Origin of the sequence: Pseudomonas sp. Irchel s3f19, from assembly GCF_900187555.1 — a bacterium.
Lineage (GTDB): Bacteria > Pseudomonadota > Gammaproteobacteria > Pseudomonadales > Pseudomonadaceae > Aquipseudomonas > Aquipseudomonas capeferrum.
Genome location: NZ_FYDW01000002.1, coordinates 294688 through 316248 on the forward strand (window position 1 = coordinate 294688; position 21561 = coordinate 316248).

The window sequence follows — 21561 nt, forward strand, 5'->3', positions numbered from 1 at the left end:
GCTACAATCGCCCCTCTTTCCACACTGGAGACCGTGGATGACTGACTTTTCCGGCCTGCCCCTGGTGATCGAAGCCGCGGATCTCTTGCCGCGCCTGGGTTCGCCGCACTTGATCCTGGTCGACTTGAGCAGCGCGAACCGTTATGTCAGCGGGCACGTCCCCGGCGCCCGCTTCGTCGAAGGCAAGCGCACTCAGCTGGGCCTGCCACCAGCGCCGGGCCTGCTGCCGGCACTGGCCGACCTGGAAAAACTGTTCAGCGAGCTCGGTCATCGCGACGATGCCGTCTACGTGGTCTATGACGATGAAGGCGGCGGCTGGGCCGGGCGCTTCATCTGGTTGCTCGACGTGATCGGCCACAAGGCCTACCACTACCTCAATGGCGGCATTCAGGCCTGGCCGGCGGACACGCTCTCCACCGACGTGCCGGCCAGCGGCAATGCCACCGTGCGCCTGCAGGTGCACAGTGAGCCAACGGCCACCCGCGAGTACCTGCAAAGCCGCCTGGGCGCCGATGACCTGGTCATCTGGGACGCCCGCGGCCCGCTGGAGTACAGCGGCGAGAAGGTGCTGGCAGCCAAAGGCGGCCACATCCCCGGCGCGGTCAACTTCGAGTGGACGGCCGGCATGGACCTCAACGACCACTTGCGCATCCGCAACGACATCGCCGAAGTCCTGCAAAAGCTGGGCATCACGCCCGACAAGGAAGTGATCACCCATTGTCAGAGCCACCGCCGCTCCGGTTTCACCTACCTGGTGGCCAAAGCCCTCGGTTACCCACGCGTCAAGGCCTACGCTGGCTCGTGGAGCGAATGGGGCAACCACCCGGACACGCCTGTTGAAGTTTAAGGAACCTGCATGAAATCCCGTTTGTTCATCATCAGCCAGTACCTGCTGCCGCACCACCTGCTGTCGCGGCTGGCCGGCTGCATTGCCGAGTGCCGTGCACGCTGGTTCAAAAACGCCTTCACCGCCTGGTTTGCCAAGCGCTACCAGGTGAACATGTCCGAGGCCCTGGTCGAGGACTTGAGCGCTTACGAACACTTCAACGCGTTCTTCACCCGTGCCTTGAAGCCCGGCGCCCGTCCGCTGGACGAAACCCCCGGCGCCATCCTGTGCCCAGCCGACGGTGCTGTCAGCCAGCTTGGCCCGATCGAGCACGGCCGCATCTTCCAGGCCAAGGGCCACGGCTACAGCGCCCTGGAGCTGCTGGGTGGCGACCCGGCCCTGGCCGCGCCGTTCATGGGCGGCGAATTCGCCACCATTTACCTGTCGCCGAAGGATTACCACCGCGTGCACATGCCGCTGGCCGGCACCCTGCGCGAGATGGTGTACGTACCGGGCCGCCTGTTCTCGGTGAACCAGACCACGGCCGAAAACGTGCCTGAGCTGTTTGCCCGTAACGAGCGCGTCGTCTGCCTGTTCGACACCGAACGCGGCCCGATGGCCGTGGTGCTGGTAGGTGCGATGATCGTTGCTTCGATCGAGACGGTCTGGGCCGGCCTGGTAACGCCGCCCAAGCGTGAGTTGAAGACCTTCCGTTACGACGAAGCCAGCCGTGCGCCGATCCACCTGGAAAAAGGTGCCGAGCTGGGCCGCTTCAAACTGGGCTCGACCGCCATCGTGCTGTTCGGGCCAGAGCAGGTGAAGTGGGCTGAAAGCCTGGGTGCTGGGTCGGCAGTGCGCATGGGCCAGCAGTTGGCAGCGCCTGCGCAGGCTTGATCGCCTTGTAGAAGCTGGGGCTGCTGTGCAGCCCCGGTCGTTCAGATCAACCGCGCGCGTCGCGATCGCGCAGGCCCAACAGGTACAGCACCCCATCCAGCCCCAGGGTGGAAATCGCCTGCTTGGCCGATTGACGCACCAGCGGCTTGGCGCGGAAGGCCACGCCCAGGCCGGCCAGCGACAACATTGGCAGGTCGTTGGCGCCATCCCCCACGGCGATGGTCTGGTCCAGTTGCAAGCCCTCTTCGCTGGCCAGTTGCTGCAGCAGTTCAGCCTTGCGCTGAGCATCGACAATCGGCTCCACGGCAACGCCGGTCACCTTGCCGTCGACCACTTCCAGCTCATTGGCGAACACATAGTCGATACCCAGGCGCGCCTGCACCTGCTTGGCGAAGTACGTGAAGCCACCGGACAGGATCGCAGTCTTGTAACCCAGGCGCTTGAGCTCGGCGAACAGGTTCTCGGCACCTTCGGTCAGGCGCAGCGACGCACCGATCTCATCCAGCACCCCTACATCCAGGCCTTTGAGCAACGCCATGCGCTCCTTGAAGCTGGCGCGGAAGTCCAGCTCGCCACGCATCGCCCGCTCGGTGATCGCTGCCACCTGCTCGCCAACGCCAGCGGCCTTGGCCAGCTCGTCGATGACTTCGGCCTCGATCAGGGTCGAGTCCATGTCGAATACCGCCAGGCGGCGGTTGCGACGGAACAAGTCGTCCTTCTGGAAAGCGATGTCGACACTCAAGGCTTCTGCCAGGGCGAAGAAGTCTGCGCGCAACGCCTGAGCATCGCTCGGCACGCCGCGCACGGAGATCTCGATGGCCGCCTTGCCCTTCTCGGTCTCGGCATCCAGCCCCACGCGGGCAGACAGCCGTTCGATGCGCTCGATGGTCAGGCCGTACTGGCTGATGACCGCACTGACGCGCTGCAACTGCTCAGGGGTGATCTTGCGGCTGAGCAGGGTGACGATATGACGCGCCTCACCGTGGCCATCGGCCCAATGCTGGTAATCCGCCTCGGAAATCGGCGTGTAACGGGCCTGCAGATTCAGTTCGTGGGCCTTGGCCTGCACGCTTTGCAGCAGGCGAGTGGCCACTTCGTTGTCCGGGATATCGACCAGAATGCCGAACGACAACGTGCCGTGCATGACCGCCAGGCCGATGTCGAGAATGCTCACACCGCCCTGCAGCAGGACGCCAGTGATGGCCGCAGTGAGACCTGGACGGTCTTCACCTGTGATGTTGATCAGGACGATTTCGCGCAAGACCGGACTCCGACTTCGATGAAAAATGCGCATTCTACCGATTTTCAGTGACCATCGGGCGCGAACGATGCTTTGCCGACAAAACCGGTGTCGCTATACTGCCCAACACTTTTATGCCATTAAGAGCCGAGCGCTGTGAACCGGCCCACCCCCGTCAAGCCAGACAACTTCTTCCTGATGATCTATCGTGCCCTGAGTCAACGTCGCGTCCCTCTGGCGCTACGCATCGCCTGCACCAACATATTCCTGGTGGCACTGGCACTGGTCATCTATGCCTGTGTGATGGGCCTGCAGTTCAAGCAGGCCATGCACGAGCAGGCCGACGCGCTCGGCCAGAGCCTGACCACGCAGACGGCCACGTCGGCCACCGAGCTGTTGGTGTCCAACGACATCCTCAGCCTCAACGTGCTGCTGGGCAACCTGGTGAAAAACCCGCTGGTGGCCCATGCGGCCATCTACAGCGTGGATAACCGCATCCTCGCCGAGGCTGGCCAGCGTCCGCGCAATAGCCTGCTGGGTGAAGCCGAAGGCCTGTACCAGACCAAGATCACCTTCCAGGACGTCACGGCCGGGCAACTGCGCATCAGCCTGGACATGAGCCAGTTCCAGCAGCCGATGCTGATCAGCCTGCAGAGCATGGGCATCCTCGCCGCCATCCTGCTGGCCCTGGCGCTGAGCCTGAGCCTGCGCCAGGCACGCCATATCACCACACCGCTGCTGCAGTTGCGGGTGTGGCTGCGCGACCCGCAGCCCTATACGCCGGCCACCGACCGCCAGGACGAGATCGGCGATATTGCCCGCCAGCTGCATACTCGCCTGGCGCCGCCGCCGCCACCTGAGCCAGAGCCGGAAGAAGAGGACGACGAAGACGACTTCGACGACCTGCACGATCACGCGCCGGCCCCTAAGACTGCGCCGCGCGCCAAGGTTGTCGCCCAGGTTGACGAAGAGGACGACGATGCCTTTGCCGGGCTGCTGGACAACGACGAAAGCGCGCCCAAGCCTGTGCCATACGATTCGGACGAGCCGCAGAACAGCGCCGTACTGGCCGTTCAGCTCGGCTCCCAGGAGCAACTGCGCCGCCTGCCGCGCACGCGCCTGACCGAATTGCTCGAGCGCTACCGCGACTGCCTGGAACAGGCCGCTTCGCTGTATGAGGGTGAAACCCACACGCTCAACGACGGCAGCACCCTGGTGCTGTTCCACAGCCGCGACTGTGGCGAGGACTACCTGACCAACGCGATCTGCTGTGGCGAGTTACTGCGTGCGCTGGGCCATGCCTTGCAGATCGAAGTGGCCGACAGCGGCATTACCCTGCAACTGCAGCTGGGCCTGGCGCTGGGTAATGACCTGCAAGGGTTGGAGCTGGTTGACCTGCTGATGGCCGAAAAAGCCCAGGATGCCCTGGCGCTGTCGCAGCACAGCCGTAACCTGCTGCTGGTGGAGCGCCAGATCAGTGATGACGCGCTGATCCGTCAACGCGCGCGGATCCGCCCGATTGCCAGCCCGGAAGGCGCTTGCTGTGTAGAGCGGTTGATGGAGCCGTATCCGTCGATGCTGGAGCGGCAATTGGCGCGGATGCACGAGCGTCGGGCCTGACACAAAGGCCGCCTTGCCGGGGCGCCGGACCGGTCGGAAAGGACTACGCAGTGGCCCTTGTAGGAGCGGCCTTGCGTCGCGAAAGGGGCGCGCAGCGGCCCCAGCAATAGTGGCGTCGACGCTGAAATCTGGGGCCGCTGCGCAGCCCTTTTCGCGACGCAAGGCCGCTCCTACAAAGGCCCGCGCAGCTGATACAAAAAAGCCCGCATCGATGCGGGCTTTTTTGTATCAGGCGGAACCATCAGAACCGATAGACTTCCATATCGGTACGAATCGGCGAAGCCATCGGGATCTTGGACTTCTCGGGTGCCTTCTTGACCTGTACCGGCGCAGCGGGCTTCTTCGGCGCCTCTTCGGCAATGGCTGGCTGATTGGCCAGCGGCTTGACCGCCGTGCTCAGCTGTTCGGCCAGCTTTTGCAGCAGTTGCCCTTGAGCCTGCACCTGCGACGCTTCGCTGCCCTCATGCTGCTGCTCAAGGTGAACGATGCGGTTGTCACGCACATGGCCACGACGGTCGAGCAGGCGCCATTGGGCGTCCAGAATCGCCGGTTGGTCCTTGCCCGAGTCCAGGCGGGTAATCGACAGCAACACTTGCACGTCCGGGCTGAAACCGGTGGTCGCCGGGGCCAGCACCACGCGCTGGCTGTCCAGGCGCCAGGCCAGCTGGCGAACCAGCAACTGGTCAATGTCCGACGAGAGGCTGCCGGCCCAACGACCGTCGGTCGCCGAACTCAGGCTGCCATCGGCCTGACGCTGCAGGAACGTCTCGCGTTGCAGGTAATCGGCAACCGATACCGGGCCCAGCACCACGGCCATGCCCGCGCTTTGCGACGGCTGGCCAGGATCACCGCTGTCGAGCTGGTACAAGGCCACAGGCTGATGCATGCTGCATCCGCCCAGCCCCAGAAGGCCCGTCATCAACAGCGCAAATGGAAGGCGCAGAAGTTTCATCATCCCATCCAGGCGGTCGCCACAGGCAGACCGCAGTGATACTCATGTAGATTCAATCGGGCACACGGCCACGCCGGCACCGCAAGGGCCATATCATCCGCGAAATAGCTGTCCGACTCCAGCATTTCTGCCCGGAACGGCCCTGAAATTGCCGTTCCAGACATTTCAGCAGCTTACGCCGGGCCTTCCACCTGCAACCCATCGACGCGCTGGAAGCCGCGTGGCAGCTTGCTGCCGCGCCGGCCCCGTTCGCCCTTGTAGTGCTCCAGATCGTCCGCTTTCAGCGATAGCGTACGCTTGCCGGCTTGCAATACAAGGGTTGCGCCTTCAGGGATTACCGCAAGGTCGGTGACAAATTCTTCACGACTGGCCACCCGATCACCAGGCACGCCGATGATCTTGTTGCCCTTGCCTTTGCCCAACTGTGGCAAGTCGCTGACCTTGAACACCAGCAGCCGGCCCTCGGTGGTGACCGCCGCCAGCCAGTCCTGCTCGCGGTTGGCCACCGGGCGCGGGGTCATGACCTTGGCGCCGTTGGGCAGGCTGAGCAGGCCTTTGCCGGCCTTGTTCTTGGCCTGCAGGTCTTCGCCCTTGACCACGAAGCCGTAACCGGCATCCGACGCCACCACATACAGCGCATCGTCCTCAGGTAGCAGCACGCACTCGAAGGTCGCCCCAGGTGGCGGCGCCAGGCGGCCCGTCAGCGGCTCGCCCTGCCCCCGCGCAGACGGCAAGGTATGCGCGGCCACCGAGTAACTGCGGCCGGTGGAGTCGATCAATACGGCAAACTGGTTGGAGCGCCCGGCGGCTGCGGCCTTGAAGCCATCGCCAGCTTTGTACGAAAGGCCGGTGGCGTCGATGTCGTGGCCCTTGGCGCAGCGCACCCAGCCCTTTTCCGACAGCACAACGGTGACCGGCTCGGTCGGCATCAGCTCGTTTTCCGACAGCGCCTTGGCTTCTGCACGCTCGACGATCGGCGAGCGGCGGTCGTCGCCGTAGGTTTCGGCGTCCTTGATCAGCTCGCTGCGCACCAGCTTGCGCAGCTTGGCGTCGCTGCCGAGCAGGGCCTGCAGCTTGGCCTGCTCCTTGAGCAGCTCGTCCTGCTCGCCGCGAATTTTCATCTCTTCAAGGCGCGCCAGCTGTCGCAGGCGGGTCTCGAGGATGTAGTCAGCCTGGATTTCGGTCAGCTCGAAACGCTCGATCAGCGCCTGCTTGGGATGCTCCTCGGTGCGGATGATATGAATCACTTCATCCAGGTTGAGGAAGGCAGTCAGCAAGCCTTCGAGCAGGTGCAGGCGCCTCTGCACCTTGTCCAGGCGGTGCTGCAGGCGGCGCCGGACGGTGTTGGTACGAAACTCCAGCCACTCCAGCAACAGTGCCCGCAGGTTCTTCAACTGCGGCCGGCCGTCCAGGCCGATGATGTTGACGTTGACCCGGTAGCTGCTTTCCAGGTCGGTGGTGGCGAACAGGTGCTGCATCAGCTCGTCGGCATCCACCCGGTTGGAGCGCGGGATGATGACGATACGGCACGGGTTCTCGTGGTCCGACTCGTCACGCAGGTCGGCCACCATCGGCAGCTTCTTGGCCTGCATCTGTGCGGCGATCTGCTCCAGCACCTTGGCCCCGGAGACCTGATGCGGCAGTGCGGTGACCACCACGTCGCCATCTTCGACGCGATAAACGGCACGCATGCGGATCGAGCCGCGGCCGCTTTCGTAGATCTTCAGGATCTCGGCGCGGGGCGTGATGATTTCGGCTTCGGTCGGGTAGTCCGGGCCCTGGATATGCTCGCACAACTGCTCGATGGTAGCCTTGGGCTCGTCCAGCAGGCGCACGCAGGCACTGGCCACTTCACGCAGGTTGTGCGGCGGCACGTCGGTGGCCATGCCCACGGCGATGCCGGTGGTGCCGTTGAGCAGGATGTTGGGCAGGCGCGCCGGCAGTACTGCGGGCTCCTGCAGGGTGCCGTCGAAGTTCGGCACCCAGTCCACGGTGCCCTGGCCCACTTCGTTGAGCAACACTTCGGCGTAGCGCGACAGGCGCGCCTCGGTGTAACGCATGGCAGCGAACGACTTCGGATCGTCCGGTGCACCCCAGTTGCCCTGGCCATCGACCAGGGTGTAGCGGTAGCTGAACGGCTGCGCCATCAACACCATGGCTTCGTAGCAGGCCGAGTCGCCGTGGGGGTGGAACTTGCCGAGCACGTCACCGACGGTACGCGCCGACTTCTTGTGCTTGGCATCGGCATCGAGCCCCAACTCGCTCATGGCGTAGATGATGCGTCGCTGCACCGGCTTCAGGCCGTCGCCGATGTGCGGCAGGGCCCGGTCCATGATCACGTACATGGAGTAGTTGAGGTAGGCCTGTTCGGTGAAGTCAGCCAGCGAGCGGCGTTCGACGCCGTCGAGGCTGAGTTCCAGTGGGTCGCTCATGCGGGCCTCGTCATTTCAGGTTCTGGCGCAACAGCATGGTGCCGCCGCGCTGGGTAAATTCAAGTTGTTTCAGGGCGCTCATGCCCAGCAGCACGGTCTGGCCGTCCAGGCCTGGCACCACGGTTGCACGCACGCCCTGTAAACGGATATCGCCCAGTTGCAGGGTATTCAAGCGGGTGCGGTAGCCTTCGGTGCGGCCATTTGCGGTGCTGAGCAGCACCGGGCTGCCTCGCGCCAGGTCCAGCTCGCTGGCCAGGGCCTCGGGGATCGCCACGTCGGTGGCCCCGGTGTCGAGCATGAAATGCACCGCCTGGCCATTGATCGCGCCATTCACCACAAAATGCCCCTGGCCATTGCTCAGCAGGCGCACCTCGATAAAGCCTTCGCCGTGCTCGGAACGCACATGGGCATTGGGGTTGCGCTGGCTATCTTCCCATTGACCGAAAAAGCGCGTGGCAAGGAACAGCGCCGCCGCCCAGGCGACGATCATCAGTACCTTGCCAGCACGCTTGCCCGGTGCCTGGCTCATGGTTTGGCGCTCCAACCGCCCTCTGGCGCTTCGAAGCGCCAGACAATCGGCCGCACCTCGCCATCGGCGCGGCGGCCATTGTTGTTGTCCAGGCCAATCCAGGCGCCTTTGGCGTCGATCACCAGGGCTTCTGCCAGGCCGAACGGCTGATCATAGCGGCGAGCATCCACCAGCGCATCGGCGGCAAACGACCAGCAACGCTCGACCTTGCCGCTGTCGGCGTCGCGGCGACAGATGCGGTAGGCGTTACGCTCAAGGGTAAACAGCTTGCCCTCGAACCAGGCCAGGTCGGCGAAGTCACGCGACAGCGCGCGCGCGTTGGGCATCTGCGGCGGTTGCATCTCGACCCCGGCCTCGCTCAGCAGCACGCAACTGCGCCCGCACGTCCACACCGATTGCTGGCGCTCGATCGCCACCAGCCCCCGGCGCTCGCGCTCGGCGGCAAGCCAGATGCGGTCGCCCGCCGGGTTGATCGCCAAGCCTTCGAACAAGGCATTGAAGTTCAGCAGCATGCCGCTGGCCCGGGCCTGTCGTACCATGGCCGGGTCGATCTTCAACCAGTCCGGCTCGCCTTCGACGGGGACCTGCAAGACAGCAGCGTGGGCCTCACTGACCAGGTAAAGGTTACCGGCCTGGTCACAGGTGATGCCTTCGAAGTCCAGCTCACCACCGCGGACATAGGACGCCGCCCAGTTGCGCGACTTCAGCCCCCACGGCAAACCGCTCTCCGGTACCGGCGCAGGGATGAAGGTCAGCGGTTGGGCACGCCACACGGCATTTTGTTGATCGAACCGGTAAACGCGGTCGTCGTCACGGTCGGAAACGCCCCATAGCGCACCTCGGCACTGGGCCAGGCCAGACAGGTTGCCGCCGCGCATACCCTCGATCGGGTGCTCGGCGGCCATCTTCAACTGCGGCCAGTTGCCCGCCAAACTCGGCAAGGCAAACAGTGCAAGGCAAGCGGCAAGTAGCAGCCGAATCAAACCATGACCTCGGCCAGGTTGCCTTTGGTTTCCAGCCAGCTCTTGCGATCACCGGCACGCTTCTTGGCCAGCAGCTTGTCCATCAGCTCGCAGGTGGCCTCGACGTCTTCCAGGGTCAGCTGCACCAGGCGCCGGGTATTCGGGTCCATGGTGGTTTCGCGCAGCTGTGGCGGGTTCATCTCGCCCAGCCCTTTGAAGCGCGTGACTTGCGGCTTGCCGCGCTTCTTCTCGGCCACCAGGCGGTCGAGGATGCCATCACGCTCGGCTTCGTCGAGGGCGTAGTAGATTTCCTTGCCCAGGTCGATGCGGTAGAGCGGCGGCATGGCCACGTAGACATGACCGGCCTCCACCAGGGGGCGGAAGTGCTGAACGAACAGCGCGCACAGCAAGGTGGCGATGTGCAAGCCGTCGGAGTCGGCGTCGGCGAGGATGCAGATCTTGCCATAGCGCAGTTGCGACAGGTCGGCGGCGCCGGGGTCGACGCCGATGGCCACGGCAATGTTGTGCACCTCCTGGCTGGCCAGGACTTCACCGCCGTCCACTTCCCAGGTGTTGAGGATCTTGCCGCGCAGCGGCAGGATCGCCTGGAACTCTTTGTCCCGCGCCTGCTTGGCCGAGCCACCGGCCGAGTCACCCTCGACCAGGAACAGCTCGGCGCGCATCGGGTCCTGGCCTGCGCAATCCGCCAGCTTGCCTGGCAGCGCCGGGCCCTGGGTGATGCGTTTGCGTTCGACCTTCTTGCTGGCCTTGAGGCGACGGCCGGCGTTGCTGATGGCCAGTTCAGCCAACTGCATGCCCAGCTCGGGGTGTGCGTTGAGCCACAGGCTGAAGGCGTCCTTGACCACACCAGAAACAAACGCGGCCGCCTCCCGGGACGACAGGCGCTCTTTGGTCTGCCCGGAGAACTGCGGCTCCTGCATCTTCATCGAAAGCACGAAGGTGATGCGCTCCCAGACGTCTTCCGGCGCCAGCTTGACGCCGCGCGGCAGCAGGTTACGGAATTCGCAGAACTCGCGCATGGCGTCCAGCAGGCCCTGGCGCAGGCCGTTGACGTGGGTGCCGCCCTGGGCGGTGGGGATCAGGTTGACGTAGCTTTCCTGAACGCTGTCACCGCCCTCGGGCAGCCACAGCAAGGCCCAGTCCACGGCTTCCTTGTTGCCAGCCAGGCTGCCGCAGAACGGCTCGTCCGGCAGGCGCAGGTACTCGCTGACCGAGTCGACCAGGTAGGAACGCAGGCCGTCCTCGTAGTGCCACTCGACCTTCTCGCCGCTGCCCTTGTCCTCGAAGCTGACCAGCAGGCCCGGGCACAGAACGGCCTTGGCCTTGAGCACATGCTTGAGGCGGCTGATGGAGAATTTAGGCGAATCGAAATACTTCGGGTCGGGGCTGAAGTACACGCTGGTGCCGGTATTGCGCTTGCCGACCGAGCCGACCACTTCCAGTTCACTGGCCTTGAAACCATCGGCGAAGGTCATCTGGTACTCGTTGCCGTCACGCTTGACGCGCACGCGCACCTGGGTCGACAGGGCGTTGACCACCGAAATACCGACGCCGTGCAGGCCGCCGGAGAACTGGTAGTTCTTGTTGGAGAACTTGCCGCCCGCGTGCAGCTTGGTAAGGATCAGCTCGACCCCGGACACGCCTTCTTCCGGGTGAATGTCCACCGGCATGCCGCGGCCGTCGTCGCTGACTTCCAGCGAGTGGTCGGCGTGGAGGATGACCTGCACCGAACGGGCGTGACCGGCCAGGGCTTCGTCGACGCTGTTGTCGATGACCTCCTGGGCCAAGTGGTTCGGTCGGCTGGTATCGGTGTACATGCCCGGTCGCTTGCGGACCGGATCAAGGCCCGAGAGGACTTCGATGGCGTCTGCGTTATAGGCGCTAGCGCTGGGATTGGCCATGGGGTCTCGTCGTCAGTCAGGTGAATGCAAAAGGTCAGAGTACAAAAGTCAGAGCACAGAAAAGTCGAGCGCCGCATACAAACTCGGGGCAACACCGGCGAAGGCCAGCATCGCCGGCAAGTGCTCGACGAAGCCCTGGAAGCTGTGGTCGCCACCGGCCTGGATACGCAGGGCACAAGCACGGTAATAGCGCTCGGCGTGGCGATAGTCCAGGGTTTCATCGGCGGTCTGCAACCACACTTGATAGCGGTTGGCATCCACGGGGGCGGGCACTTCCAGCTCGGCCAGGGCCTGCACGTGATCGTGAGTCAGCTCCCAGGCCTCATCGGTGTAAAGGTTGCGCTGGGTGCCGAGGTAGCCATCGAACAACCGATGCGGTGCCACTGCCGGGTTGATCAGCAGGGCCTTGAGGCCATGGCGCTCGGCCAGATAGGTGGCATAGTAGCCGCCGAGCGAACTGCCGACCAGCAGGGGCGCGCCCAACTCGGCAATAGCGCCTTGCAGTTGGGCAATGGCCTGGCGCGGGTGATGGTGCAAGGCCGGTACGCGCAATCGCTCGGACAACCCCAGCTGCTGCATGACGGCCTCGAGCTGGCGCGCCTTCTTCGACAGCGGCGAGCTGTTGAAGCCATGGATATAGAGGATGGAACCCGACATGCTGCCCCCGGAATCTGTGGCTTCGCGCCCAATCTGGCAGGCGCAGGGACGCGCAGTGTAGCGCGTTCGCCGGGTTTTGACGCAGCGGCGGGGTTTTCGCAACAATTTCTTCGGCAACCTGAAGGGCCGCTGCGCAGCAGCCCCAAGGTCGTCAATACCCCGGGCTGTCGAAGTCCAGCTTCACGTCGAAGTCCCGCGCCCGCTCTACACCAGTCTCCAACCGCCCGTCGGCGTGCAGACGCAGCCAGCGATAGCCCGGCTGTTCCTCGCTCACCTTGAAGTCCTCGCTGTGCGCCGCGAACTGAATGCAGGTAGACGGCGTGGCCAGCAAGCGCAACCCCTCGCGCATTTCATCCCACGGCTGGTGGACATGCCCCCAAAGCAGCCCGCGCACCTGTGGATAACGTTCAACGATGCCGAACAGCGCCTGGGCATTGCGCAGGCCGATCGGGGCGATCCAGGCGCAGCCGATGTCCACCGGCTGATGATGGAAGCACACCAGGCAATGGCGCTCGCCCGCTGTCTTCAATGCACCCTCAAGCAGGCTCAGCTGAGCCTCTTCGAGCAGGCCATGGGTCGCGCCGGCCACCGCAGAATCGAGCATCACGATGCGCCAGCCACCGATATCGGTAACCGCTTGCACCAGGTCCGTGCCTTGCGCGATGTCGGCCATCACCCTGGCTTCGTCATGGTTACCCGGCAACCAGCGCGTCGCCACGCCAAACCCTGCGGTCAACTCGCGGAACGCTTCATACGACGCCACGCTGGCGTCCTGGGAAAGGTCCCCCGTGCACAGCAGCAGGTCGATGGCCGGTTGCTCGCGCTGCACCTGGGCAACCACATGGCGCAGGCTGTCCCGGGTATTGAGACCCAGCAGGGTGCCGGCCGGGTCGGCGAACAAATGGGCATCGGTGAGTTGCACCACATGCACGGGGCGGGTTGGGTCTAGGTGCGGCAACGGCCGTCTCCTCGAACGGATTCAGCACGAATTATGGCTGTGCAACGGGTGCGAGCAAACACCCGAAGCCGACGCACATCACATTTCAGCGAACGCTTGCCAATTCGTGACCACAGGCCAGGCAGTGGCTCAGCCACTCGCCGAGGAACAGGTTGAGCTGCGCCTTTTCATCGGGCTGGTGCATGCCTGCATTGGGGTACGGGTAGATACTGCGCAGGCGCCGCGCGTGCTCGGCACTGACAACCTCGGCCATGCGCGCATCGTGGTACACCTGAACCTCCAGGTGCGGCACTGGCAGCCACGGCAAGCTGTGCTCCTGGCGCACGTGCAGCGTGGTGGTATACGGGCAGGCCAGCACCACATCGAGCACCAGCACACCGAGCATCTGATCGCCTTGGGTCATGCCGATACGACGCGAGCTCTGGGTGGTGCGCATGTCAGGCAACAAGCGCATCAAGCGGGCGTAGTTGGCCTCGCAGGCTGCTTGCAGCCCGACCAGGTCGACCCGATATCGCTCGCGCAGCAGGTTCACTTCCACATACCTCGAACTTCGTCTCTGTTGAGCGCCAGCCATTGCAGGCCAATGATCGTCGCAGCGTTGCAGATACGGCCGTCACGCACCGCCTGCAAGGCATCTTCGAACGACCAGACGCGCACGCGGATGTCCTCGCCCTCTTCTTCCAGGCCATGCAGGCCGCCCGCGCCCTCGCTGGTGCAACGCCCAAGGAACAGATGGACGTATTCGTCACTGCCACCGGGCGACGGGAAGTAGCGGGTCATCGGCCACAAGGCGCTGAAGGTCAAACCGGCCTCTTCTTCTGCCTCGCGGTGTGCAACCTCTTCAGGCTGCTCGTCCTTGTCGATCAGCCCGGCGACCATCTCGATCAGCCACGGGTTGGCGACCTTGTCGAGCGCGCCGACACGAAACTGCTCGATCAACACCACTTCATCGCGTAGCGGGTCATAAGGCAGCACACAGACCGCATCATGACGCACGAACAGTTCGCGGCTGATCTCGCGGCCCATGCCCCCGGCAAACAGTTCGTGGCGCAGGTGCACCTTGTCGAGCTTGTAGAAGCCCTGGAAGCAGTTGGCCCGCTTGACGATCTCGACCGCCTTGGGGACTGAATTGAGCGTGTCTGACATAGAAATCCTCGTTACCTCATTTACCGCTTCGCGCCATCCTACTCCGCCTGCCGGCCTCTTTCATCCGTTTCCAGCAACCGTTCGCGCACTCGGGACAGCGCGCCTTCTGTCTGTTAGCTTAGTGGCGAACTGAAGGCCGCGCCGACGGTCAAAGGCCGACTTTTCCCTGTTCTGCAAGGATCATCATGACACTTGTCAAACTGACTTCCGTGGCCGTGCTGGCACTGGCCCTGGGTGCCTGCCAGAGCCTGTTCACGCCTAATTACCGGGCACCGCTCGAGGTCAAGCGTGACGCCTGGGAGCACGTCAAACCCGGCTGCAGCGAAAGCGACTGCCCCCTGGTGAACATCGACACCATTCACTTCCCGGCCCTGCCCAAGCTCGACGGCATCGTCGAACAGCGCCTGCTGCAACTGACCGAAGACAACCAGCGTGGCGCCGCGCCAACCACCTTGCAGGCGTACGAGCAGCAGTACCTGGCCAGCGCCGACAAGCGCAACAGCAGCTACCTGCAGGCCAAGGTACGCGAGCAGCATGACGGACTGGTGATCATCGAACTGTCCAGCTACCTGGACAGCGGGGGTGCCCACGGCATGCCGGGGCGTGGCTTCATCAACTATTCGCGCAAACTGGACAAAGTCCTGACCCTGCAGGACATGCTGGTGCCAGGCCAGGAAGAGACCTTCTGGAAAACCGTCGAAGAGTCGCACCGCGCGTGGATGATCAGCGTGGGCATGGACAAGGACGCCGAATTTATCAAGACCTGGCCCTTCAAGAAGTCGCCGCACGTCGCCCTGACGTACGGCGCGGTGGTGGTCAAGTATGAGGTCTATGCCATCGCGCCCTACTCCATGGGCCACGTCGAGCTGAAGATCCCCTACCCGCGCCTGAACGGCGTGATCAAGCCTGAGCTGTTTCCCGGCCGCGGCTGAAGCTCAGTAGCGCATGCAGCACACCTGCCAGCACCAGCGCTGGCAGGGTCGCACCCAGGTCCGGCGCTTGCGCGGCGATCAGATGATAAGCCGCCACCCCCGCGGCCCAGGCCAGCAACGCCTGCCAGTGCAAGCCATCGACCTGCGCCGGCAAGCGCCGGCGGCGGATCACGTAGTGGTCCATCAGCACCACGCCGAACAGCGGTGCGAACACCGAACCGATCAGCAGCAGGAAGTTTTCGTACTGGGCCAGCGGCGCCAGCAGGGCGATCAGGGTGCACAGCACGCCGATGGCCAGCGCCAGGTGCTCGACCTTCAGTGGCAAAAGCACACCGGTTGAAACCGCTGCCGAATGGATGTCGGCGAAGGCCTTTTCCGACTCGTCCAGCAGAATGAGCAGCAGCGGAATACCCATGCCGGCGCCAGCCAGGGCCAGCAGCAGGGCATTGACTTCGCCGCTGGCGGCAAAGGCCAGGGTGTAGGCCACGCCCAGGCTCATCAGCCAGGTGTTGCCGATAAAGTACCCAACTACCGTGCCGCCGAACACATGCTTGCCATTGCGGGCGAAGCGCGAGTAGTCGGCGATCAACGGCAACCAGGACAGCGGCATGGCGATGACGATGTCAAAACCCACCGCCAGCGACATAGAGCCATCCCCGGCGCGGCTCCACAGCTCAGCCAGGTCGGCCTTGGCAAACAGGTTCCAGGTCAGCCACAGGCAAGCGCCCATCAACAACCAGATACCCCAGGCGCGCAGCACCTTGCGCACGAAAGCCAGTGGCCCGCTGACTGCCAACACAGTGGCCAGCGCACCGAAGCACAGGGTCCACAGCACCGGACTGTTCCAGGCACTGTCTTCACCGAACGCCCGCGCGCCCAGCAGGCTGGCGGCATCGCGCATGACGATGATCTCGAAGGCGCCCCAACCGACCAGTTGCAGCAGGTTGAGCAGTGCCGGCAAACGCGCGCCATGGCTGCCCAGGCTCAGGCGCAGGGTGCCCATGGCGGACAGGCCGGTGTCGCTGCCGATAACCCCGGCAGCCCCTAGCAACAGCACACCCACACCGGTGCCCAGCGCGATGGCCAGTACCGCGCCGGCAAGGCCCAGGCCTGGTGCCAGCATGGCGCCGACCTGCAGCACCATCAGGCCGATGCCGAGGGAGAACCACAGCGCGAACAGGTCACGTGCGCCAAAGATGCGTTGCTGGGTGGGGACCGGGTGGTCGGGGGAGAATTGGCTGGGGGTGGTCATGCTTGCAGACACTCGGCATTAAAGGTGGTTGAACACGGTCGCTGTAGGAGCGGCCTTGCGTCGCGAAAGGGGCGCGAAGCGGCCCCCCGGTTTCAGCTTCGCCGCTGATCGTGCCGGGGCCGCTTCGCGCCCCTTTTCGCGACGCAAGGCCGCTCCTACAGAGGGCAGTTTTGCAGTCAGACTTTTTTGTACAGCTGGCTGCCTTCCTGGCGGAACCGCTCGGCCTGCTCACGCATGCCATCTGCAACCGTCACGTCCACGGTTTCGATCTTGGCGGCGTATTCACGCACTTCCTGGGTGATCTTCATCGAGCAGAACTTCGGCCCGCACATCGAACAGAAGTGCGCGACCTTGGCCGACTCCTTGGGCAGGGTTTCGTCGTGGTACGCGCGAGCGGTGTCTGGGTCCAGGCCAAGGTTGAACTGGTCTTCCCAACGGAACTCGAAACGCGCCTTGGACAAGGCGTTGTCACGAATCTGCGCGCCCGGGTGGCCCTTGGCAAGGTCGGCGGCATGGGCGGCGATCTTGTAGGTGATGATGCCGGTCTTGACGTCGTCCTTGTTCGGCAGGCCCAGGTGCTCCTTGGGCGTCACGTAGCAGAGCATGGCGCAACCGAACCAGCCGATCATCGCCGCGCCGATACCCGAGGTGATGTGGTCGTAACCCGGCGCAATGTCGGTGGTCAGCGGGCCGAGGGTGTAGAACGGCGCCTCGTCGCAGCATTCCAGCTGCTTGTCCATGTTCTCCTTGATCAACTGCATCGGCACGTGGCCTGGGCCTTCGATCATGCACTGCACGTCGTGCTTCCAGGCGATCTTGGTCAGTTCGCCTAGGGTTTCCAGCTCACCGAACTGTGCAGCGTCGTTGGCGTCGGCAATCGAGCCCGGGCGCAGGCCGTCGCCCAGCGAGAAGCTGACGTCGTAGGCCTTCATGATTTCGCAGATTTCATCGAAGTGGGTGTACAGGAAGTTTTCCTGATGATGCGCCAGGCACCACTTGGCCATGATCGAGCCACCCCGGCTGACGATGCCGGTGACGCGCTTGGCGGTCAGCGGTACATACCGCAGCAGCACGCCGGCATGGATGGTGAAGTAGTCCACGCCCTGCTCGGCCTGCTCGATCAGGGTGTCGCGGAACAGCTCCCAGGTCAGGTCTTCGGCGACGCCGCCGACTTTCTCCAGGGCTTGGTAGATCGGCACGGTACCGATCGGCACCGGCGAGTTACGGATGATCCACTCGCGAGTTTCGTGAATGTGCTTGCCGGTGGACAGGTCCATGACCGTGTCCGAGCCCCAGCGAATGCCCCAGGTCAACTTGGCCACTTCTTCCTCGATCGAGGACCCCAGCGCACTGTTGCCGATGTTGCCGTTGATCTTCACCAGGAAGTTGCGGCCGATGATCATCGGTTCCAGCTCGGTGTGGTTGATGTTGGCCGGGATGATCGCGCGGCCGCGGGCGATTTCTTCGCGGACGAATTCGGGGGTGATTTCTTTCGGGATGTTGGCGCCGAAGCTGTGGCCGGCGTGCTGCTCGTCGAGCAGGCCGGCAGCGCGGGCTTCCTGCAGCTTCATGTTCTCGCGGATGGCCACGTATTCCATCTCGGCGGTGATGATGCCCTGGCGGGCGTAGTGCATCTGCGAGACGTTGACGCCAGCCTTGGCGCGGCGCGGGTTGCGCACGTGGTTGAAGCGCAGCTTGGCCAGCTCTGCATCGTTCAGGCGCTGTTGGCCGAAGTTCGAGGTCAGGCCACCGAGGCGTTCGGTGTCGCCGCGGGCGTCGATCCAGGCCGAACGGACGTCGGCCAGGCCCTTGCGCACGTCGATGATGACGTCAGGGTCGGTGTACGGGCCGGAAGTGTCGTAGACCAGCACCGGGGCATTGGTTTCGCCGCCGAAGTCGGTCGGGGTGTCGTGCAGGCTGATTTCGCGCATGGGCACGCGGATGTCCGGGCGAGAGCCCTCGACATAGACCTTGCGCGAACGGGGGAACGGTTGCACGGACTGCTGATCGACTTGTGCCGATTCGCTGAGGTTGATCGTTTTTTCTTGTTTGCTCATCACGGGCTCTCCAGACAGCTTCCTAGCGGATGGAATGTCGGGGAGAACCTGAAAGACGCGGACGCACCCAGAGATGGATGCAGTGCCGGACATGGGGGTGCCTTGCGCTTTTTACAGCGGCGACAATCCCGGACCTGGCACAAGAGGCTCACCGGGAAAGCGAGCAATCTTGTTCCCTACGCAGGCGCTAACCTGATCAGGTTCAACGGGATCCGGAACTTCCGATCTCAGCCTTTGCAACAAGGCACCCCGACAAGAACATGCGCAGTCTAGACTGGAGTGGCCGGCAAAGCCAAGCGGGTAAATGCGGGGATGATGAAAGGCGCACTGGGCGATTGTTGCCGGGGGCGCATGGCACTACACTGGCCCATCGCTCGATACTCAACAGTTCAGTAATTAATTTTCGTACAAGGATTGCCTCTATGCTGCGCAAACTCTCACTGGCGATAGCCGTGTCTTGTGCGTCCAACGGAGTGGTCTGGGCAGCGGATGTGCCCATGACGGTGAAGACCGACCTGGTCAGCGTCTACCAGGAGGCGGTCGACAACAACGCCGACCTTGCAGCGGCCCGCGCCGATTATGGCGCCCGCCGCGAGGTGGTACCGCAGGCCCGCGCCGGCCTGCTGCCGAACCTGTCGGCCGGTGCCGAAATGTTGAACACCCGTACCAAGCTCGACGAACCGTCGATGACTTCCAACCGCAGCGGCAACGCCTGGAGTGCGACCCTGGCGCAGCCGGTGTTCCGTGCCGACCGCTGGTTCCAGTTGCAGGCCGCCGAGGCGGTCAACGAGCAGGCAGCGCTTGAGCTGTCGGCCACCGAGCAGAACCTCATTCTACAGACGGCGCAAAACTATTTTGCGGTGCTGCGCGCCCAGGACAACCTGGCCGCGACCAAGGCTGAAGAATCAGCCTTCAAGCGCCAGCTCGACCAGTCCAACGAGCGTTTCGACGTGGGCCTTTCCGACAAGACCGACGTCTTGCAGTCCCAGGCCAGCTACGACACCGCCCGCGCCAACCGGATCATCGCCGAGCGCCAGGTACAGGATGCCTTCGAAGCCCTGGTGACCCTGACCAACCGCGAGTACGCGTCGATCCAGGGCGTTGTCCACACCCTGCCGATTCAGGTGCCCACGCCCAACGATGCCAAAGCCTGGGTCGAGACCGCCGGGCGGCAGAACCTCAACCTGCTGGCGACCAACTACGCCGTCAACGCCGCTGAAGAAACCCTGCGCCAGCGCAAGGCCGGCCATGCCCCGACCCTGGATGCGGTGGCCAAGTACCAAAAGGGTGACAACGACAGCCTCGGCTTCACCAACCCTTCGCAACTGGGCGTGCGTTACAGCGGCGACGTCGAGCAGACCAGCATCGGCCTGCAGCTGAATATTCCGATCTACAGCGGCGGCCTGACCAGTTCGCAAGTGCGCGAGGCCTACCAGCGCCTGAGCCAGAGCGAGCAACAGCGCGAAAGCCTGCGCCGCCAGGTGGTAGAGAACACGCGCAACCTGCACCGTGCGGTGAATACCGATGTGGAACAGGTGCAGGCGCGCAAGCAGTCGATCATTTCCAACCAGAGCGCGCTGGAAGCCACCGAAATCGGCTACCAGGTCGGTACCCGCAACATCGTCGACGTGCTCGACGCCCAACGCCAGCTGTACACCTCGGTGCGTGACTACAACAACAGCCGCTATGACTACATTCTCGACAACCTGAGCCTCAAGCAAGCGGCCGGCACCCTGAGCCCGCAAGACCTGCAGGACCTGGGGCGGTATCTGAAACCGGACTACAACCCGGACAAGGACTTCCTGCCACCAGACCTGGCGGCAGCTGCAGCGAAGAACTTCGAACGCAGGCCTTGAGATGGGTAGGGCTTCTTCGCGGGTAAAACCGCGAGGAAGCCAGAACCAGAATCAGCGAATAAGCGCACCCAGCCCATCCAGCAACCGCTGCAAGGCCCCCTGATTGGCCTGCATCACCGCCCTGCCCGCCTCGCCCATGCGCTGACGATCCTGCGGCAATTCGATCAGCCGCCGTACCGCCTCGGCCAGCCCTTCGACATCCTCGACCTGCTGCAACGCCCCGGCTGCCTTCAGCATCGCGCTGATTTCAAGGAAGTTGAACACATGTGGCCCCATGATCACCGGCAATGCCAGCGCTGCCGGTTCCAGCGGGTTGTGCCCGCCAGTGGCGACCAGGCTGCCGCCGACGAAGGCGATGTCGGCCAGTGCATAGAGGAACAGCAACTCGCCCATGGTATCGCCGAGCAGTACGCGGGTCTGGTTATCGACTGCGGCACCGGTTGAACGGCGCACGGTGGCGAACTGCTCGGCACACAGGGCATGCACCGAATTGAACCGCTCAGGGTGGCGCGGCACCAGTATCAGCAGGGCATCGCCGTGCACCTGCAGCAACGCCCGATGGGCCTGCAGGATCAAGGCATCCTCACCTTCATGGGTGCTGGCGGCGATCCACACCGGGCGCTGGCTTGCGCCCCATTGCTCGCGCAGCGCCCTGGCGCGCGGCAGCAGTTGGTCATCGACCTTCAGGTCGAACTTGATCGAACCGGTCACCTGCACACACGCAGGCAGCGCGCCCAGGTTGCGAAAGCGCTGCGCTTCGGTGTCGGTTTGCACCGCGATCAGGCTCATCTCGGCGAGCATCGGCCGGGTCAGCTTGGCGAAACGCGCATAACCACGGGCGGAGCGCTCGGACAACCGGGCATTGGCCAGCGCCACCGGGATGCCCCGCTTGGCACACTGGTGGATGTGGTTAGGCCACAACTCGGTTTCCATGATGATGCCCAGCTTCGGCTGCACATGGTCGAGAAAACGCCCGGCGGCCCATGGCAGGTCGTAGGGCAGGTAGCAATGCTGCACGCGCGGTTCGTCGGCAAACATGGCGCGAATGCGTTCGGAACCGGTCGGGGTCATGCAGGTAAGCGTGATCGGCAGGCCTGGGTAGGCCTTGAGCAGCGCCCGCACCATGGGTGCGGCGGCGATGCTTTCACCCACCGACACGGCATGCACCCAGATGCCGCCCCGCTGCATGGCCGGCAGGTTGAAGGCGAAGCGCTCGCCGATGCGCTGGCCGTAGGCCGGTGCCTTGCGCGCCCGCAGGAACAGGCGCAGCGCAACCAGTGGCAGGCCCAGGTGAAACAGCAAGGTATAGAGAGTTCTGTTCATGGC

Annotated in this window: 18 protein-coding genes and 1 riboswitch; of the genes, 5 read left to right on the forward strand and 13 right to left on the reverse strand. The window is 64.0% G+C overall.

Annotated features, from left to right (window positions below):
* The first annotated feature begins 37 nt into the window (after positions 1 to 37).
* Positions 38 to 847, forward strand: a complete 810-nt coding sequence (locus tag CKW22_RS05310; RefSeq protein WP_033701826.1) for a rhodanese-like domain-containing protein — start codon at positions 38 to 40, stop codon at positions 845 to 847.
* A gap of 9 nt (positions 848 to 856) precedes the next feature.
* Positions 857 to 1720, forward strand: a complete 864-nt coding sequence (gene asd / locus CKW22_RS05315; protein WP_033701827.1) for an archaetidylserine decarboxylase — start codon at positions 857 to 859, stop codon at positions 1718 to 1720.
* Between the two features lie 46 nt (positions 1721 to 1766).
* Here the strand turns inward: asd and serB are convergent, their stop codons facing one another.
* Positions 1767 to 2981, reverse strand: coding sequence for a phosphoserine phosphatase SerB (gene serB, locus CKW22_RS05320; protein WP_033701828.1), 1215 nt, complete (start codon positions 2979 to 2981; stop codon positions 1767 to 1769).
* Positions 2982 to 3116: 135 nt separating this feature from the next.
* Here serB and CKW22_RS05325 point away from each other — a divergent pair, with 135 nt between their 5' ends.
* Positions 3117 to 4580 carry an AhpA/YtjB family protein gene (locus tag CKW22_RS05325; protein WP_047582294.1) on the forward strand — a complete coding sequence of 488 codons (1464 nt, stop codon included), beginning with the start codon at positions 3117 to 3119 and terminating at the stop codon, positions 4578 to 4580.
* Between the two features lie 241 nt (positions 4581 to 4821).
* Here the strand turns inward: CKW22_RS05325 and CKW22_RS05330 are convergent, their stop codons facing one another.
* From CKW22_RS05330 to CKW22_RS05370, 9 genes are all read right to left on the reverse strand, one after another.
* Positions 4822 to 5532 carry a membrane integrity-associated transporter subunit PqiC gene (locus tag CKW22_RS05330; protein ID WP_033701830.1) on the reverse strand — a complete coding sequence of 237 codons (711 nt, stop codon included), beginning with the start codon at positions 5530 to 5532 and terminating at the stop codon, positions 4822 to 4824.
* 173 nt (positions 5533 to 5705) lie between these two features.
* A complete protein-coding gene (parC, locus tag CKW22_RS05335) occupies positions 5706 to 7964 on the reverse strand; it encodes a DNA topoisomerase IV subunit A (protein ID WP_033701831.1) in 2259 nt (752 codons plus the stop codon).
* Positions 7965 to 7974: 10 nt separating this feature from the next.
* Complete coding sequence (locus tag CKW22_RS05340) at positions 7975 to 8493, reverse strand: TIGR02281 family clan AA aspartic protease (protein WP_033701832.1); 519 nt, start codon at positions 8491 to 8493, stop codon at positions 7975 to 7977.
* The gene (locus CKW22_RS05345; RefSeq protein WP_047582290.1) at positions 8490 to 9476 is read right to left on the reverse strand and encodes an esterase-like activity of phytase family protein; all 987 of its coding nucleotides are present in this window, start codon (positions 9474 to 9476) and stop codon (positions 8490 to 8492) included. Before CKW22_RS05345 ends, CKW22_RS05340 begins: the two co-directional genes overlap by 4 nt.
* Positions 9473 to 11377, reverse strand: coding sequence for a DNA topoisomerase IV subunit B (gene parE / locus CKW22_RS05350; RefSeq protein WP_033701834.1), 1905 nt, complete (start codon positions 11375 to 11377; stop codon positions 9473 to 9475). Before parE ends, CKW22_RS05345 begins: the two co-directional genes overlap by 4 nt.
* A gap of 48 nt (positions 11378 to 11425) precedes the next feature.
* A complete protein-coding gene (locus CKW22_RS05355) occupies positions 11426 to 12034 on the reverse strand; it encodes a YqiA/YcfP family alpha/beta fold hydrolase (RefSeq protein ID WP_033701835.1) in 609 nt (202 codons plus the stop codon).
* A 151-nt stretch (positions 12035 to 12185) separates the two neighbouring features.
* On the reverse strand, positions 12186 to 12992 hold the full coding sequence (gene cpdA / locus CKW22_RS05360) for a 3',5'-cyclic-AMP phosphodiesterase (RefSeq protein WP_033701836.1): 807 nt from the start codon (positions 12990 to 12992) through the stop codon (positions 12186 to 12188).
* An 85-nt stretch (positions 12993 to 13077) separates the two neighbouring features.
* Positions 13078 to 13530, reverse strand: a complete 453-nt coding sequence (locus CKW22_RS05365) for a DUF1249 domain-containing protein (protein WP_027592506.1) — start codon at positions 13528 to 13530, stop codon at positions 13078 to 13080.
* Positions 13521 to 14138: an NUDIX domain-containing protein gene (locus tag CKW22_RS05370; protein WP_033701837.1), complete on the reverse strand. Its 618-nt coding sequence runs from the start codon at positions 14136 to 14138 to the stop codon at positions 13521 to 13523. The genes CKW22_RS05365 and CKW22_RS05370 overlap by 10 nt, the downstream gene beginning before the upstream one ends.
* 185 nt (positions 14139 to 14323) lie before the next feature.
* Between CKW22_RS05370 and CKW22_RS05375 the strand changes: the two genes are divergently transcribed.
* Complete coding sequence (locus CKW22_RS05375; protein ID WP_033701838.1) at positions 14324 to 15070, forward strand: RsiV family protein; 747 nt, start codon at positions 14324 to 14326, stop codon at positions 15068 to 15070.
* Here CKW22_RS05375 and cytX read toward each other — a convergent pair.
* Complete coding sequence (cytX, locus tag CKW22_RS05380) at positions 15039 to 16322, reverse strand: putative hydroxymethylpyrimidine transporter CytX (RefSeq protein ID WP_047582285.1); 1284 nt, start codon at positions 16320 to 16322, stop codon at positions 15039 to 15041. The genes CKW22_RS05375 and cytX overlap by 32 nt on opposite strands.
* A 176-nt stretch (positions 16323 to 16498) precedes the next feature.
* The gene (gene thiC / locus CKW22_RS05385) at positions 16499 to 18379 is read right to left on the reverse strand and encodes a phosphomethylpyrimidine synthase ThiC (RefSeq protein ID WP_047582283.1); all 1881 of its coding nucleotides are present in this window, start codon (positions 18377 to 18379) and stop codon (positions 16499 to 16501) included.
* A gap of 156 nt (positions 18380 to 18535) precedes the next feature.
* A riboswitch (TPP riboswitch) is annotated at positions 18536 to 18641 on the reverse strand.
* A 160-nt stretch (positions 18642 to 18801) separates the two neighbouring features.
* Between thiC and CKW22_RS05390 the strand changes: the two genes are divergently transcribed.
* The gene (locus tag CKW22_RS05390; protein ID WP_033701841.1) at positions 18802 to 20235 is read left to right on the forward strand and encodes a TolC family outer membrane protein; all 1434 of its coding nucleotides are present in this window, start codon (positions 18802 to 18804) and stop codon (positions 20233 to 20235) included.
* Between the two features lie 51 nt (positions 20236 to 20286).
* Here the strand turns inward: CKW22_RS05390 and waaA are convergent, their stop codons facing one another.
* A complete protein-coding gene (gene waaA, locus CKW22_RS05395; protein WP_033701843.1) occupies positions 20287 to 21558 on the reverse strand; it encodes a lipid IV(A) 3-deoxy-D-manno-octulosonic acid transferase in 1272 nt (423 codons plus the stop codon).
* Between the last annotated feature and the right edge of the window lie 3 nt (positions 21559 to 21561).

What these genes read in the sequence shown, in the direction of transcription:
- CKW22_RS05310 (WP_033701826.1), top strand. Translation starts at nt 38, where the DNA reads ATGACTGACTTTTCCGGCCTGCCCCTGGTGATCGAAGCCGCGGATCTC.
- asd (WP_033701827.1), top strand. Translation starts at nt 857, where the DNA reads ATGAAATCCCGTTTGTTCATCATCAGCCAGTACCTGCTGCCGCACCAC.
- CKW22_RS05330 (WP_033701830.1), bottom strand. Translation starts at nt 5,532, where the DNA reads ATGAAACTTCTGCGCCTTCCATTTGCGCTGTTGATGACGGGCCTTCTG.
- parC (WP_033701831.1), bottom strand. Translation starts at nt 7,964, where the DNA reads ATGAGCGACCCACTGGAACTCAGCCTCGACGGCGTCGAACGCCGCTCG.
- CKW22_RS05340 (WP_033701832.1), bottom strand. Translation starts at nt 8,493, where the DNA reads ATGAGCCAGGCACCGGGCAAGCGTGCTGGCAAGGTACTGATGATCGTC.
- parE (WP_033701834.1), bottom strand. Translation starts at nt 11,377, where the DNA reads ATGGCCAATCCCAGCGCTAGCGCCTATAACGCAGACGCCATCGAAGTC.
- CKW22_RS05355 (WP_033701835.1), bottom strand. Translation starts at nt 12,034, where the DNA reads ATGTCGGGTTCCATCCTCTATATCCATGGCTTCAACAGCTCGCCGCTG.
- CKW22_RS05370 (WP_033701837.1), bottom strand. Translation starts at nt 14,138, where the DNA reads ATGTCAGACACGCTCAATTCAGTCCCCAAGGCGGTCGAGATCGTCAAG.
- CKW22_RS05375 (WP_033701838.1), top strand. Translation starts at nt 14,324, where the DNA reads ATGACACTTGTCAAACTGACTTCCGTGGCCGTGCTGGCACTGGCCCTG.
- cytX (WP_047582285.1), bottom strand. Translation starts at nt 16,322, where the DNA reads ATGACCACCCCCAGCCAATTCTCCCCCGACCACCCGGTCCCCACCCAG.
- thiC (WP_047582283.1), bottom strand. Translation starts at nt 18,379, where the DNA reads ATGAGCAAACAAGAAAAAACGATCAACCTCAGCGAATCGGCACAAGTC.
- CKW22_RS05390 (WP_033701841.1), top strand. Translation starts at nt 18,802, where the DNA reads ATGCTGCGCAAACTCTCACTGGCGATAGCCGTGTCTTGTGCGTCCAAC.
- waaA (WP_033701843.1), bottom strand. Translation starts at nt 21,558, where the DNA reads ATGAACAGAACTCTCTATACCTTGCTGTTTCACCTGGGCCTGCCACTG.